Origin of the sequence: Asanoa hainanensis, assembly GCF_900188485.1 — a bacterium.
In the GTDB taxonomy this organism is placed as follows: Bacteria; Actinomycetota; Actinomycetes; order Mycobacteriales; family Micromonosporaceae; genus Asanoa; species Asanoa hainanensis.
Genome location: NZ_FZPH01000010.1, coordinates 202,346 through 216,407 on the forward strand (window position 1 = coordinate 202,346; position 14,062 = coordinate 216,407).

The 14,062-nt window shown below is 72.0% G+C and carries 14 protein-coding genes; 9 read left to right on the plus strand and 5 right to left on the minus strand.

What is annotated here, in order from left to right:
• Nucleotides 1–126: 126 nt before the first annotated feature.
• Entirely contained in the window at nt 127–2,529 is a 2,403-nt protein-coding gene (locus CHC05_RS24040) for a helicase-associated domain-containing protein (RefSeq protein WP_089252587.1), read from the minus strand.
• Nucleotides 2,530–2,594: 65 nt separating this feature from the next.
• On the opposite strand from CHC05_RS24040, the gene CHC05_RS24045 reads away from it, so the two are divergent.
• Nucleotides 2,595–3,212, plus strand: a complete 618-nt coding sequence (locus CHC05_RS24045; protein WP_089252813.1) for an HAD family hydrolase — start codon at nt 2,595–2,597, stop codon at nt 3,210–3,212.
• A gap of 37 nt (nt 3,213–3,249) precedes the next feature.
• Entirely contained in the window at nt 3,250–3,636 is a 387-nt protein-coding gene (locus CHC05_RS24050; protein ID WP_089252589.1) for a cold-shock protein, read from the plus strand.
• On the opposite strand, the gene CHC05_RS24055 is transcribed toward CHC05_RS24050, so the two are convergent.
• From CHC05_RS24055 to CHC05_RS24065, 3 genes are read right to left on the minus strand one after another with little or no spacing between them, the layout of a single operon-like run.
• Nucleotides 3,597–4,430, minus strand: coding sequence for a 1,4-dihydroxy-6-naphtoate synthase (locus CHC05_RS24055; RefSeq protein WP_089252591.1), 834 nt, complete (start codon nt 4,428–4,430; stop codon nt 3,597–3,599). The two genes, CHC05_RS24050 and CHC05_RS24055, sit on opposite strands and share 40 nt — an antisense overlap.
• Nucleotides 4,431–4,435: 5 nt before the next feature.
• Complete coding sequence (locus CHC05_RS24060; protein ID WP_089252815.1) at nt 4,436–5,065, minus strand: futalosine hydrolase; 630 nt, start codon at nt 5,063–5,065, stop codon at nt 4,436–4,438.
• Nucleotides 5,062–6,882: an MFS transporter gene (locus CHC05_RS24065; protein ID WP_089252593.1), complete on the minus strand. Its 1,821-nt coding sequence runs from the start codon at nt 6,880–6,882 to the stop codon at nt 5,062–5,064. The genes CHC05_RS24060 and CHC05_RS24065 overlap by 4 nt, the downstream gene beginning before the upstream one ends.
• A 45-nt stretch (nt 6,883–6,927) precedes the next feature.
• On the opposite strand from CHC05_RS24065, the gene CHC05_RS24070 reads away from it, so the two are divergent.
• Nucleotides 6,928–7,701: a DUF3027 domain-containing protein gene (locus tag CHC05_RS24070; protein WP_425426838.1), complete on the plus strand. Its 774-nt coding sequence runs from the start codon at nt 6,928–6,930 to the stop codon at nt 7,699–7,701.
• On the opposite strand, the gene CHC05_RS24075 is transcribed toward CHC05_RS24070, so the two are convergent.
• Nucleotides 7,665–7,886, minus strand: coding sequence for a DUF2530 domain-containing protein (locus tag CHC05_RS24075; RefSeq protein WP_089252817.1), 222 nt, complete (start codon nt 7,884–7,886; stop codon nt 7,665–7,667). The genes CHC05_RS24070 and CHC05_RS24075 overlap by 37 nt on opposite strands.
• A 141-nt stretch (nt 7,887–8,027) precedes the next feature.
• Here CHC05_RS24075 and CHC05_RS24080 point away from each other — a divergent pair, with 141 nt between their 5' ends.
• The 6 genes from CHC05_RS24080 to CHC05_RS43120 all read left to right on the plus strand — a co-directional run bounded on the left by CHC05_RS24080 (nt 8,028) and on the right by CHC05_RS43120 (nt 13,963).
• Nucleotides 8,028–9,503 carry an NCS2 family permease gene (locus CHC05_RS24080; protein WP_089252597.1) on the plus strand — a complete coding sequence of 492 codons (1,476 nt, stop codon included), beginning with the start codon at nt 8,028–8,030 and terminating at the stop codon, nt 9,501–9,503.
• Nucleotides 9,504–9,564: 61 nt separating this feature from the next.
• Complete coding sequence (locus CHC05_RS24085; RefSeq protein WP_179266342.1) at nt 9,565–10,014, plus strand: MarR family winged helix-turn-helix transcriptional regulator; 450 nt, start codon at nt 9,565–9,567, stop codon at nt 10,012–10,014.
• A 68-nt stretch (nt 10,015–10,082) separates the two neighbouring features.
• Nucleotides 10,083–11,378, plus strand: a complete 1,296-nt coding sequence (locus CHC05_RS24090; RefSeq protein ID WP_089252601.1) for an MFS transporter — start codon at nt 10,083–10,085, stop codon at nt 11,376–11,378.
• Between the two features lie 31 nt (nt 11,379–11,409).
• On the plus strand, nt 11,410–12,156 hold the full coding sequence (locus tag CHC05_RS24095) for a maleylpyruvate isomerase family mycothiol-dependent enzyme (RefSeq protein ID WP_089252603.1): 747 nt from the start codon (nt 11,410–11,412) through the stop codon (nt 12,154–12,156).
• Between the two features lie 98 nt (nt 12,157–12,254).
• Nucleotides 12,255–12,758: a hypothetical protein gene (locus CHC05_RS24100; protein ID WP_425426839.1), complete on the plus strand. Its 504-nt coding sequence runs from the start codon at nt 12,255–12,257 to the stop codon at nt 12,756–12,758.
• 56 nt (nt 12,759–12,814) lie between these two features.
• Nucleotides 12,815–13,963, plus strand: a complete 1,149-nt coding sequence (locus CHC05_RS43120) for a 2'-5' RNA ligase family protein (RefSeq protein ID WP_281257716.1) — start codon at nt 12,815–12,817, stop codon at nt 13,961–13,963.
• Nucleotides 13,964–14,062: the final 99 nt, after the last annotated feature.

Below are 14,062 nucleotides of genomic sequence, written 5' to 3' on the forward strand. Positions count from 1 at the left end.
GCGTGTCCTGCCGATCAAGGTGAGCCGAGCCGGCATCACCGCCGAGTGGCCCGGGATACCGGGTCCCGGGACGCCAACAGATGGCCTCCGGGCCCGGCGCAGGCCGCGTTGATCGGCAGGACGGGCCTAGTCCAGAACAGCTGCGCTGATCCGGTGCAGGGCGAAGGTGTGCAGCATCTCGGTGCGCTCGTCCTCGGCCCGCAGGTAGCCGGCGCCGATCGAGACCGGGCGGACCAGGCGGGAGGCGGTCGAGCCGTGCGCGTCGACGTAGCCCACCCAGACCAGCGCCTTGTCGCGGATCGCCTGCTGGAGCACGGCCAGTGCCTGGCTGTGCGTCTGCACCGCGACCGGCCCGGAGCCGTTGCCCGGTCGTACGGCGGCCGGTGCGCGCCGGGCCGTCCGCGAGGCCACGTCGCCACGCCGGATCTGCTCGACGATGCCGAGCAGGCGGGGCTGGGTGAGCTGGACGCCGGCGACCGCGTCGACCGGGCCCAGCCGGGCCAGCCCGGCGGTTCGGGCCGGCGCGCGCCGCACCCGGACCCGGCCGCGGACGGTCGCGCCGTTCGCGTCTTCCGGCACCGGCGCGTAGCCGGCCTCGCGCAGCTCCTGCAGGAGCCGCGCGCTCGGCATCGGCGTGACCAGCACGGTCGGGGCCAGCTTGCGCAACGCCAGCCCGGACAGGCGGCGATCGGCGAGCACCTCCGAGACCAGCGACTCGTCGTCGCTGCGCAGGTAGGAGCCGGCGCCGCCGACCCGCAGGCCACCATGCCGGCGGGCCACGTCGTCGATCAGGTACGTGAGTGCCTGCGGCACCGGGGTGCGCGACCGGCGGCGGAACAGCGAGTGCAGGTCGTCCGCGGCGTACCCGGTGTCGAGGGCGTGCCGCACGGCTTCCGGCGTGACCCGGTAGACGCTGGCGCCGCCGGCGGACTCGGGCTCCGCGACCACGTCGAGCTCTGCGGCCAGCTCGGGAACGGGCGGCCCGGGCACGACGACGCTCAGGTCGGCCTGCAGCAGGAAGTGGTCGACCGGGGCGGGCAGCAGGGCGTCGAGCACCTTGACCGTGCTCGGCGGGTCGTCCGGGGAGAGCGCACCCTCGGGCCGCATGCCCAGCGGGTCGGCGGCGACGCGCTCGTCGTGCCCGAGCTCGGCGGCGTCGTCGGCGAGCAGGGCCCGGCCCTGCGCGGTGAGCGCACCCAGGCCGGTGACGCCAAAGAGCGCGGCCTCGATGAGCACCTCGCGGTAGGCGCTCTCCCGGCCCCGGGTGCGCCGCGGCGCCTCCCAGTCGAGCAGGCCGAGCAGCTCGTCGGTGGCCGGCGCGGTGCCGGGCGGCTGGGCGACGAGGATGCCGAGCACCGCCCGCCGGGTAGCCGGGGCACCGGACCGCTCGACCTCGGGCGCCAGCACGGTGATCGGGCGGTCGCGTTCGTCGCGCTGCCCGACCAGGCCGGGCTGGCGGGTCATGGTCAGCCAGGCGCCCGCCAGGTCGGTCCAGCGGCGGGCGATAGACGAGGCGCGCCAGGCGTCGAAGCGGGCGGTCGGCAGCACCTGGGTCTCAGGGCTGGGCCGGCCGACCGGCGCCGCGTGCGCGTCGGCCTCGCCGGCGAGCCCGGCGGCGTACGCGGCCTCCAGCAGGGTCGCCGCGCTGGCGTCGTCGAGCCCGGCGGACCGGGCCAGCCGGCGCAGTTCGCGGACCCCGATGCCGCCGGAGCGCAGCACCGCGGCCGGCTCGGCCTCCAGGGCGACCAGCAGCGCCTCCGTGTGCCGCACCGCGTCCATCGCCTGGCCGGCGCCGGCTGAGTCGGCGGCCTTCGGCTCCCGGGCCGGGGCGTTGATCTTGGGTGGGCTCGGGTGCAGCGCGCCGAGCGGGCCGGTCTCCCGGCGCAGCAGCAGGCCGACCTCACGCGGCAGCTCGAAGCCGCCGCTGGGCACCGGCACGAGCAGGGCGTTGTCGACCAGCCAGCGCACCGGGGAGCCCGCGTCGCTCCCACCGGCCAGCGTGCCCACCGGCGGGCCGGCGGCGAGCCGGTCGAGCACCGCCCGGGCGGGCGGCGGCGCGGCGAGCACCGTGCGGCGCAGCCGGGCCGGATCGGCGACCAGCTCGGCGGCGCCCGCGTCCAGCAGGCTCGCGGGCCGGCCGAGCCCGGCCGGGTACGGGGAGGACACCTCGTCGACCCCGACGGCGATCGACAGCGCGTTCTCGGGGCCGTAGAGCACGAACCGGGCGCGCAGCCGGTCGATGGCCGCCCGGGCGGTGTCCCGGTCGACCCCGGAGGCCAGCGTGAAGATCGTTTCCAGATCGGTGGTGTCCTCCGGCCCACCCCGGCTCAGCCGGGCGGCGTCGAGGATCTCCAGCGTGAACCGGTCGAAGCCGTCGAGCACCCGGGCGATCGACGCGCGGGTCTGGGCGCGCAGCGCCAACGCGGACAGGTCGGACGGCACGGGAACGACCAGATCCGGACGCATGCGCAGCAACGCCGCGAGCGCCTCGTCTGGGAGTGACCGGAGTTGGTCGACGAGCATGTTCATCGCCTTACCACGCTATCCGGCCGACGGCTCCGGTGCGGGCGGGGTGTGGGAGGCTCGTTCAGGTGATCACGGAACTGGCAGTCGGGTTCGACTTCGACATGACCCTGGCCGACACCCGCGCCGGCATCGCGGCGGCCTTCCGCGAGCTGACCGCCGTCACCGGCACCTATGTGGACGAACAGCTCGCGATCTCCCGGCTGGGCCCGCCGCTGCGCACCGAGCTGGGCTACTGGTTCCCGCCGGACGAGCTCGAGGCTGCGGTCAAGACCTATCGCGAGTTGTACGAGCACCACGCGATCGAGCCGACGGTCCTGTTGCCGGGCGCCCGCGCGGCCGTCGAGGCCGTACACGAGCTCGGCGGTCGTGTGGTGGTCGTCACGTCGAAGCTGGGCCGGCTGGCCGAGCTCCACCTCCGGCACCTGGGCCTGCCTGTGGACGCGGTCGCCGGCGACCTGTTCGCGGAGGGCAAGGCGACGGCGCTGACCACGTACGGCTGCGGCATCTACGTCGGTGACCACGTCGCGGACATGGTCGCCGCGCGAACCGCCGACGTGCCGGGCGTCGCGGTGACGACCGGGCCGTGCTCCGCCGAAGAGCTGAGTGCGGCCGGCGCACGGCTGGTTCTGCCCGATCTCCGGGAATTCCCGGCGGCGCTTCCGGGGTTGGTCCGGCTAGCCTTGTGACGTCAGCAATTCCGGCGCGACGTTCAGTGAGGTTGCAGTGCCGACCGGGCGAGTGAAGTGGTTCGACGCGACCAAGGGATACGGGTTCGTCACCAGTGACGAGGGTGGCGACGTGTTCCTGCCCAAGGGCGCCTTGCCTGCCGGCGTAACCGAGCTGAAAGGTGGCCAGCGCATCGAGTTCGGCGTGGTCGACAGCCGCAAGGGCGCGCAGGCGCTCGGCGTCAAGCTGCTCGACGCGCCGCCGTCCATGGCAGAGCTGCGCCGCCGTCCCGCCGAAGAGCTCCAGAGCATGGTCGAAGACATGATCAAGGTGCTCGAGGCCCGGGTCCAGCCTGACCTGCGCCGGGGCCGGTTCCCTGACAAGAAGACCGCCGCCCAGGTGGCTCAGCTACTCCACGCGGTGGCCCGCGAGCTGGAGATCTGAGGGGTCAGCCCGGCCTCTGCCGCGCGGCCGAGCAGGGCCTCGATCGCCTTGCGGCCCTCGGCGCCCAGGTCGGCGGTGAACTCGTTGACGTACAGCGCGATGTGCTGGTCGACGACCGCCTGCTCCATCTCCTGGGCGTGCGCGAGCACGTAGTCGCGGCTGGCCGCGGGGTCGGCCCAGGCCTGGCGCACCGAGTCGCGGATCCATTCGGTGGCCGCGGCCGGGTCGACCGTGCCCCGCTTGGCCAGGATCGCGCCCAGCGGGATCGGCAGGCCGGTGTCGCCCTCCCACCACTCGCCGAGGTCGACCAGCGCGGTCAGGCCGTGCCTCGGGTAGGTGAACCGGGCTTCGTGGATCACCAGGCCCGCGTCGTACCGGCCGGCCGCGACCGCGGGCATGATCTCGTGGAACGGCACGACGTCGATCGCCGCCGGCTGCTGGCCCTGCGCCCAGAGGCGGAACAGCAGGTACGCGGTGGTGCGGTCACCGGGCACCGCGACGCGGGCGCCGTCGAGGTCGCGGGGGCCGTCCTGCCTGGTCAGCACCAGCGGGCCGCAGCCCCGACCGAGCGCGCCGCCGCACGGCAGCAGCTCGTAGTCGTCCAACAGCCAGGGCAGCGCCGCGTAGCTGACCTTGACCAGGTCGAACTCGCCCTGCTCGGCCGCCGTGTTGGTCACGTCGACGTCCGCGAACGTCACCTCGACCGGCGGCGCGCCTTTCACCAGACCGTGCGCGAGGGCGTGGAAGACGAACGTGTCGTTGGGGCACGGCGAGAAAGCCAGCTTGAGCGCCATGCCTGTCACGCTAACCCCAGTGATTTCCCTGCCCTGGTGAGGGCGGCCAGGGCCGCCGGGATGCGCCAGCTCGACCGGTCGCGTGGGCCGATCACGTTGGAGATCGTTCTGACCTCGGCGAACGGGAGGCCGGCCGCCGCGCAGGCGACGCCGTAGCCCTCCATGCCCTCGGCCACCGCGTCGGGGAACCGCGTGGCGAGCATCTCGGTCGACGCGGCCGTGCCCGTGACGGTGCTCACCGTCAGCACGGTGCCGACGGCCGCGTCCGGCAGCGCCGCGCGCAGCCTCGCGACCACGTCCGGGTCGGCATCGAACCGGGCCGAGCCGAAGCCGAGGTCGTCGATCGGCAGGAAGCCGTCGGGGCTCTCCGCACCGAGGTCGGCGGCGATGGCGCGGGTGGCGATGGCGATCTCGCCGATCTCGACGCGGCCCGCGAACCCACCGCCGATGCCCAGGCAGACCACGCCCTGGTACGGGTGGCCGGCCGCCTCTGCCCGGGCGAGCAGCCGTGCGGTGCCCGCCGCGGCCGCGGCTGGACCCACACCGACGGCGGCCACGGTGAGGCCGCCGTCGAGCCCGGCCCGGACCGCCTCGGCTTCCACCTCGACGGCCGTCACGAGGAGCAGCCCGGTCACGCCGGCGGTCCCGCGGTGTCCCGCCACGGGTCCTCGGGCGGTGCGTCGACCGGGTTGCTCGGCCGGTAGACGTGGTAGCCAGGCGGCGCGACGACCGTGTCCTGCTTGGTCGTGCCTCCGGGGTCGGGGTCGACCGCCGGCATCGGCAGCGTGGGGTTGGTCTGGTCCGGGCGGGATCGGCGCCACCACCGCCGGCCCGCCTTCGGTAGCTCGGCGGTGGACGCGTCCGTCCGGGGCCGGGGCGCCCCGGACGAGCCCGGGCGCGGTGCGGAGGCACTCGATCGCTGCGCACCGGCAGCCGAGGCATCGGTCTGCGGCCTGCCTCCGGTCTGCGGCCTGTCTCCCGCGGAGGTGCCGGTCTGCGACCCGCCTCCGGCGGAGGTGCCGGGCCACGGCGTGCCACCGGTTGACGCGCCGGCCCGCGGCTCGGTCGGCGGCTCCTCGCCTGGCGGGTCGCCGACGTCGAACCGGCCGTGCAGCCGCTCCTTGCGTAGCTGGCCGGCGACGATCACCGCGCGGATCGCGGCCAGCGCCGCCACGACCCCGAGCAACCCGACCCCGACCCGGCCGGTCACCGGGATCAGGCCGAGCCCGCCACCGGCCACGAAGGCCAGCACCAGCACGGTCTCGGAGTGGGCGAACGCGCTGGCCCGCATCCGCTCCGGCACCCGTTCCTGGATCGTGGCGTCGACGGAGAGCTTGGCGATGCCGCTCATCACGGCGGTGACCAGGCAGAGCAGCGCCACCATGGCCAGCGAGTAGCCGATCGTGGTCAACACAGCCAGGCCGGCCGTGATGATCAGACCGCTGGACTGCAGGGCCACCGGGCGGTGTATTCGCAGTCGGGTGCCGATGGCGGTCGCCAGGAAGGTGCCGACACCGAGCGCGGCGCCGAGGACGCTGAGCGCGAGCCCGTCGCTCAACTCGCGGCCGAACAGGGTGGTGCCCAGGTGGCCACCCTTGATCGCGAACGCCAGGAAGAGCAGCAGGAAGCCGTAGAACGCGCGGAGCGTGGCGCTGCCGATCAACGCGGAGATCACCAGCCGCCCGGACAACGGCCGGTCGCCGTTGCGGCCGAACGCGCCGAAGATGGCCGCTATCGGCCTGGGCACGGTCTCCGGTGGGTCGGAGTCGGCCCGGCCGGGCAGCCGGAGCGAGATCACCATGCCGACGAAGAAGACCAGGGCGGCGATCCGCAGGGGCCACTCCGGGCCGATGGCGAAGGCCGCGACGCCGATCGGCGCGGCTATCGCACCGGCGACCGTGCCGTAGATGCTGGCTCTCGCGCCGGCCTGAGACAGGCCGAGCCCTTCCGGCAACAGCCGAGGTACGGCCGCCGATCTGGCCACGCCGTACGCCCGGGAAAGGGCGAGCACGCCGAACGCGGCCGGGTAGAGCCAGATCGAGTCGGTGTTGTCGGCGACGGCCCAGACCAGGAACGCGCGGCCGAGGAAGGTCGCCGCCAGCGCCCAGCGCCGGCCGTGCCGGAAGTGGTCGAGCAGCGGGCCGACCACCGGCGCCAGCAGGGCGAACGGGACCATCGTGATCAACAGGTAGAGCGCGACCTTGCTGCGGGCCTCGCCGAGCGGCACGTCGAAGAAGATCGTGCCGGCCAGCCCGATGGTGATCAAGGTGTCGCCGGCACACGAAGCGGCATGCAGGTCGAACAGGCGCATCATGCCCGTTTCGCCCCGTGCGCCCTTGGACCGGGCGGTGCCGACGCCCCGGCGGACTCCGCGGCTGACCAGGCGGCCACCCTTGACGGTCGTGCCGATGAAACGGCCGATCGTCGAGCCCGTGCGGCGTATCAACGGCATGCGCCCCATCCTCTCCCATCCCGGTGTCGGCGGCCCACACGCGTAGTGAAGAATGTCAGGGTGACCAGGAGTGCCGCCGTGCGATCCGCGAAGCTCGACCAGGTCTGTGCCTCAGCAGTCGACCTGGCGCGAGAGGCGATCACCGAGGTCGACTCCGCTGAGGTCGGCGCCCACCTCGACGTGGTTGCCGAGGGCGAGCGACTGGTCACCCACTACTTTGCCTGCGAAATGCCCGGATATCGGGGTTGGCGCTGGGCGGTCACAGTGACGCGGGTCTCCCGCAGCAAGCACGTGACGGTTTGCGAGACCGTGCTGCTGCCCGGCCCCGACGCCCTCCTCGCGCCCGGCTGGGTGCCCTGGCAGGACCGCCTGCAGCCCGGTGACCTGGGCGTCGGCGACCTGCTGCTGACTCCGGCCGACGACGACCGGCTGGTGCCGGGCTACACGCTCGCGGACGACCCCGCGGTCGACGAGGTCGCCTGGGAGCTCGGCCTGGGCCGCCCCCGGGTGATGTCGAAAGAGGGACGCGAGGAGACCGCGCAGCGCTGGTACGACGGCGACCACGGTCCCGATGCCGCGATCTCGTCTGCCGCGCCGTCCGCCGCCCGCTGCGTGACCTGCGGGTTCTACCTTCCGCTGGCCGGCGCGATGCGCCAGGCGTTCGGGGTGTGCGGCAACATGTTCGCGCCCGACGACGGCCGCGCGGTCAGCTCCGACCACGGCTGCGGAGCGCACTCCGAGGCGCTGGCCGAGAGCGCGTCGGCCGAAGAGCTGCCGACCGTCTACGACGACGGCGAAGTCGAGTCGGTCGACGACTGACCCGCGGCCAGCCGGCGGCGCCGGTTGGCATCGTGCCTGATCATGACCGCTAGGCCGGGGAATCCGAGCACGAATCCGGCCAGGCAGGTCCACAGCCAGTTTTCGCGCCCGTCGCGGAAAAAGGCGAGCACGACTAGGCCGACGGCGGCCCAGATGACGATGCCAGCCACGGCGAACGGCACCATGGGCGGGTCGAGCGGTGCCACCCGAGGTTGTTGCTGCTGCTCAGCCACTCGAAAAGGGTAACCAGGAAGATCTTTCGGTGTAACACCGGCTGTGGCAATATGCGCAGGTCAATCGATGATCTCCGCTTGGGAGCCGGCACCATGACCGAGGCACCGACCACACCGCGGCCCACGGCCGACGACCGCCCGGTGAGTGGCTTCGACCGCTACTTCTCGATCAGCGCCCGCGGTTCGAGCATCGGCCAGGAGGTCCGCGGCGGCTTCGCGACCTTCTTCACGATGGCCTACATCGTGGTGCTCAACCCGTTGATCCTGGGCAGCGCGACCGACGCCAGCGGAGTCCACCTCGCGATCGCCGCGATCGCGGCGGCCACCGCACTGGTCGCCGGCGTGATGACGATCCTGATGGGCGTGGTCGCCCGGTTCCCGCTGGCCCTCGCCGCCGGGCTCGGCGTCAACGCGATGGTGGCCTACGAGATCGCACCCCAGATGACCTGGGCCGACGCGATGGGCTTGGTGGTCATCGAGGGCGTGCTGATCGCGATCCTGGTGCTCACCGGGCTGCGCGAGAGCATCTTCCGCTCCGTGCCGACCCAGCTCAAGGCCGCGATCGGCGTGGGCATCGGCCTGTTCCTGACGATCATCGGTCTCGTCGACGCCGGCTTCGTGCGCCGGATCCCGGACGCCGCCGGCACCACCGTCCCGGTCGGGCTGGGGATCAACGGGCGGCTGGTCACCTGGCCCGCGCTGATCTTCGTGTTCGCGCTGCTCCTGACGATCATCCTGTTCGTGCGGAAGGTCCGCGGCGCCATCCTGATCGGCATCCTGTCGGCGACCGTGCTGGCGGTGATCGTCGAGGCGATCGGCAAGATCGGCCCGTCCTTCGTCGACGGCAAGCCGAACCCGAGCGGCTGGTCGCTCAACGTGCCGAAGCTGTCGGACACCATCGTCGACCTGCCCGACCTGTCGCTGTTGGGCAAGTTCAACGTGTTCCACTCCTGGCAGACGGCCGGCTGGCTCGTCGTCCTGATGTTCGTCTTCACCCTGTTGATCACGGACTTCTTCGACACGATGGGCACGATGGTCGCGGTCGGCCAGGAGGGCGGCCTGCTCGACGAGAACGGCATGCCGCCGCGTACGCGGGAGATCCTGCTCGTCGACTCGATCGCCGCGGCGGCCGGTGGCGCGGCCAGCGTCTCCAGCAACACGTCGTACATCGAAAGCGCCTCGGGTGTTGCCGAGGGGGCCCGCACCGGCGTGGCCAACCTGGTCACCGGCGGCCTGTTCCTGCTCGCGATGTTCATCGCCCCGCTGGTCACGGTGGTGCCGTTCGAGGCCGCCTCGGCCGCGCTGGTGATCGTCGGCTTCCTGATGATGACCGCGGTGCGGAGCATCGACTGGACCGACTACGAGATCGGCGTGCCGGCGTTCCTGACCATCGTGCTGATGCCGTTCACCTACTCGATCTCCAACGGCATCGGGGCAGGCATCATCGCGTACGCGGTGATCAAGCTGGCCTGCGGCAAGGCGCGCCAGGTTCACCCGTTGTTGTACGCCGTGGCCGCCCTGTTCGTGGTCTACTTCCTGCGTGGGCCGATCGAGACGTTGATCTCGTGAGGCCGTGACCGGGGCCATACTCGCTGGTTGTTAGCCGGGCTCATTAGTTAAGCTAACTACTGTGACGGAGCGGACGGTGACGGCAAAGCGCGTCTCGGTGGCGCAACTGGCCTCGTCGCTGCGCGATGCGATCACCCGGTTCAACCGGCGGGTCAGGCAGACCCGCCCGGTCGGCGATCTCACGGTTACCCAGCTGTCCGCCCTGACCAGCCTTCAGCTGGGCGGGGCGCTGTCTCCCCGGGAGCTAGCCGACGTCGAACGTGTCCAGCCACCGACGATGACCAAGATCGTCGCCAAGCTGGAAGAGCGCGGGTTGGTGCAACGAACCCCGCACCCGACCGACGGGCGCCAGGTGATCCTGGCTGCCACGGAGGCGGGTCGGGCGATCCTTGCCCAGCACGAGCGGGCCCGTGACGAGTGGCTGGCCCCTCGACTCGCCGCGCTCACCCCGGAGGAGCGCGAGACGCTCCGCCGGGCGGCGGAGATCCTGCAGAAGGTCGCGCGCGCCTGAGCTCGCGCCGCTTCGTCCTTTGTGGATGACGCGTACCTTCGGCGATCTCTTTGGGAGGCGCAACAGCCTTGCGGGCCCGGCTCAACACCACGTTCCAGTCCCTCCAGGTGAGGAACTACCGGCTCTTCGCGCTCGGTCAGCTGGTGAAGCTGATCGGCGTCTGGATGATGTTCACGACCCAGGACTGGCTCGTCTTCCTGTTGGGCGGCACCGCCGCGCAGCTCGGCATCGTCACCGCCCTGCAGTTCACCCCCGTGCTGGCGCTGACGCTGCTCTCCGGCCGGCTGGCCGACCGCTACGACAAGCGCAAGATCCTCTTTGTCGCCAACCTGGCCTGGACGCTCCTATCGGTGCTGTTCAGCATCCTGGTGGTGAGCGGTGCGGCGGAGCTCTGGCACGTGTACGTGTTCGCCCTGCTACTCGGTGTCTCCAGTGCGGTCGAGACTCCGGTGCGCCAGTCGTTCGTCTCCGAGCTCGTCGAGATCCGGCTGCTGCCGAACGCGCTGGGCCTGTCCGCGGCCACCTTCAACAGCGCGCGGGTGATCGGCCCGTCGATCGCCGGCATCGCGATCGCCCTGTTCGACGTCGGCCCCGTGTTCGTGTTCAGCGCCGTCCTCGCCGTGGCGCCGCTGATCTGCCTGGTCCGGATGCGGCCGGCCGAGCTGTACCGCGCCGAGCTGCCCGTGGCCGCCGCCCGTGAGCCGGCCCGGGTCGTCGACGGCCTGCGCTACGTCCGGCGGCGGCCCGACCTGATGTTGCCGATGGTGCTGATGAGCGTGCTCGCGTTCACGCTCTTCAACTTCCCGGTCACGCTGCAGGCGCTGGCCAAGACCGGCTTCAACACCGGCGCGGCGTCGTTCGGCCTGTTCACCACCGCCGTCGGCCTGGGAGCGCTGGTCGGCGCCCTGGTCGGTGGCACCCGCCGGGCCCGGCCCTCGGTCTACACGGTGATCGCGTCGGCGATGGTGTTCAGCGCGTTCGGCATCCTGGTCGGCATCCTGCCGGTGTACTGGCTGGTCGTCGCCGCCCTCGTACCCACCGGGTTCTTCATGGTCTTCTTCGCCCAGGCCGCCAACCAGCGGGTCCAGCTCGGCACCGATGCCGCGTACCGCGGTCGGGTCATGGCCCTCTGGGTGTTCGTCTTCATGGGCCTCAACCCGGTCTCGGGCCCGCTGGTCGGCTGGCTGGCCGACCACGCCGGCGCCGGCACCGCGATCTGGCTGGGCGGCTCGATCGCGCTGGCCGCGACCACGCTGGCGCTGGTGGTGCAGCTCCGGCACAGCGGCAGCCGGCTGTCGATGCACCTGCGTCCGGTGCCGCGGGTGCGGGTCGTGCCCGCGGTCGTCGCCGCCGAACGGGCCTGATTCTGTCGTACCTATCTGGTTTGCTTCCCACATGACTCGCGACGTGTTCCTCCGGTGCCTGGAGGCCGACTTCGCCGACCTGCGGGCGGCGGCGGTCGATCTCACCGCGCCGGTGCCGTCCTGTCCGGGTTGGACGGTCGACGACCTGGTCAGCCACGTGGCACACGTCTACCTGCACAAGGTCGAGACCATGCGGCACGGTGAGCTGCCAAAGGCCTGGCCGCCGGAGCCGACGGGGGAGAAGTCTGGCGCGCTGCTCGACCGGGCTTACGCGGAGCTGGTCGCCGAGTTCGCCGCGCGTTCTGATTCGCAAGCCTGCCCCACGTGGTACGAGCCGGATCAGACCGTCGGTTTCTGGGTCCGCCGGATGGCCCAGGAGACGGTGATCCACCGGGTCGACGCCCAGCTCGCCGCGGGTTTCGCCATCTCGCCGATTCCCGCCGAGCTGGCCGGCGACGGCATCGCCGAGGTGCTCGAGGTGTTCCTGTCCTATGCCACCCGGCAGTGGCCGGAAGACTTCGGCGACCTGCTGCGCGCCAACGGCAACCGGGCGGTGCTGGTCAGCGCGGGTGGTGCCCGCTGGTTGGTCCGCCTCGACCACGGCAGTGTCGAGATCGCGCCCGACACGGCGGGCCAGGCGGTGGCCCAGGTCTCGGGCGCGCCGCATGACGTGCTGCTGTGGCTCTGGCGGCGAGTGGGCGACAGCGCGGTCCGGGTGGAGGGAGATGCCACTGCGGTCTCCCGACTACGAGCCATGTTGGAGGCGGCGACACAGTGATCATCACGAATGCGCCATCCGTGGATTTTGACCGGTCGGTGCACCAAATGAAACCCAAATCGGTGGCGGTCGCTGCCAGAGCCGCATAGCGTCGAAGAGTGGCGATCCCGCACACACTCGTGCTGGCGGTGGCGATCCTGACGCTCCTGTGTCTGCCTGCCATCGTCGCCGCGATCGTATGCGCGGACGAGCTCATCGAACGCGCCACCCGCGCCGTGCGACAGGCGCGCCTGGAGCGCCGCGAGCGGCGGGCGATCAGCCGCCTCGACCGCTCGATCGGTGAGGTGGAGATCGAGCTGGAGCTGCCCGGTGTCGACGACGAGCAGGACCGCCCGACGATCGAGCAGATCGCCGCCGACCTGCAGCGCCTGGGCCGCCAGCGACTCGGCATCGCGCAGCGTTCGGCGATCTGGCAGACCGCTGTGCTCCGGGCCTACGACGAGCAGCTCGGCCTGGCCTGCGCCTGCCTGGGAGTAACCCAACACCTGAGCGAGCTGGTCGGCGTAGACCTGGAGATCGAACGCGTCCGGGTAGAGGGCGAGCTACAGGCGTGCGGCATGACTCTCCCGACAGCCGAAGCCGAACGCCGAGAGCAGCGTTGAGGCTGTTCGTAGCCGTCTACCCGCCAGCACCCGCGGTCGCGGACCTGGCCACCTTCGTGTCCTCCCTCCACGTAGGCCGCGCGGCAGCCGAGGGCGTCAACACCCGCCTGGCCAAGCCGGAGACCTACCACCTGACGCTGGCCTTCCTGGGCGAGGTCCCCGACGACCGCCTGCCCGACGTGAAGGAAGCGGTCGGTTCGGCGATCGACCGCTACCACGCCCGCGCGGCAACAGCGGCCCGCCGCGCGACCCGGACCCGCATCCGAGCGGAAGCAGACCTCAAATCCGACCCTGCGACTGGACCGAACCTGCGAGGGTCGGGCGGCGCCGACGGAGTTGGCGAGTCTGGACCTGATGTTCGATCCGATGCTCGGGAGCCAGGCGGCGCCGAGTCCGGACGCGAGGAAGGACCTGGTGTTCAGTCGGATGCTCGGGAGTTGGGCGGCGCCGAGTCTGGACGCGAGGGCGGACCTGGTGTTTGGTCGGATGCTCGGGCGTCGGGTGGTGTGCGGGCCGGTGGCGAGGCTCGGGGTGGGGCTTCGCGGAACGTTGGCGGGTCTGCGGGCGCTGAAGGTGATCGCGGGCATGGACATGCCGCGCGGCTTGATGCTCGGGCGTCGGGTGGTGTGCGGGCCGGTGGCGAGGCTGGCGGTGGAGCTTCGCGTGATGCGGGCGGGTCCGGCGACGCGGACGCCGGTCGCGAGTCGGGAGCTACCGCTCTGCGTGACGCGCGCCGGTCCGCGGGCGCGGAGGCCGATGGCGAGTCCGCGGCGGGTCGCGGCGCGGCTGCTGATGCGAGTGCCGACCTTCCGGCCCGTCGATCGGGCGCATTGGTCGGGGCCGGGGGTGGGCCGTGGCCGGAGGTGCCGGAGCTTTCGCTCTCTGGTGGTGGGCGGTTCGGGCGTGGGGCTTTCACGTTGATGTGGGTTGGGGTCGCGGGCGACCTCGAACCCATGCGGGAGCTGCACAAAGCCTTGCGGCGCGAGCTGAAGCGGGCACGCTTCCCCTACGACGAGCGGCCGTGGAAGCCGCATCTGACCCTCGCGCGGCCCGGAGACCGGATCCCCAGGGCCGACGTCGATGCCGACCGGGCTGCGCTGGACGCCTATGTCGGTCCGAGGTGGGCGGCCCGTGAGGTGCTCCTCATGCGGAGCAACCTCGGCCCCGAGCCCACGTACGAGCGGTTGGCGGGCTGGCTTCTCTGATCCGCCATAGTGGAGCGCTGACTGCGGGTATTTTGCGGGGGTGACGAGTGTTTTGCCCCCTTTGCCCCCGAGCCCGTCGTCTCGGCCGGGCAAGCAGAA

What these genes read in the sequence shown, in the direction of transcription:
- CHC05_RS24040 (WP_089252587.1), bottom strand. Translation starts at nt 2,529, where the DNA reads ATGAACATGCTCGTCGACCAACTCCGGTCACTCCCAGACGAGGCGCTC.
- CHC05_RS24055 (WP_089252591.1), bottom strand. Translation starts at nt 4,430, where the DNA reads ATGGCGCTCAAGCTGGCTTTCTCGCCGTGCCCCAACGACACGTTCGTC.
- CHC05_RS24065 (WP_089252593.1), bottom strand. Translation starts at nt 6,882, where the DNA reads ATGCCGTTGATACGCCGCACGGGCTCGACGATCGGCCGTTTCATCGGC.
- CHC05_RS24075 (WP_089252817.1), bottom strand. Translation starts at nt 7,886, where the DNA reads ATGGTGCCGTTCGCCGTGGCTGGCATCGTCATCTGGGCCGCCGTCGGC.
- CHC05_RS24080 (WP_089252597.1), top strand. Translation starts at nt 8,028, where the DNA reads ATGACCGAGGCACCGACCACACCGCGGCCCACGGCCGACGACCGCCCG.
- CHC05_RS24095 (WP_089252603.1), top strand. Translation starts at nt 11,410, where the DNA reads ATGACTCGCGACGTGTTCCTCCGGTGCCTGGAGGCCGACTTCGCCGAC.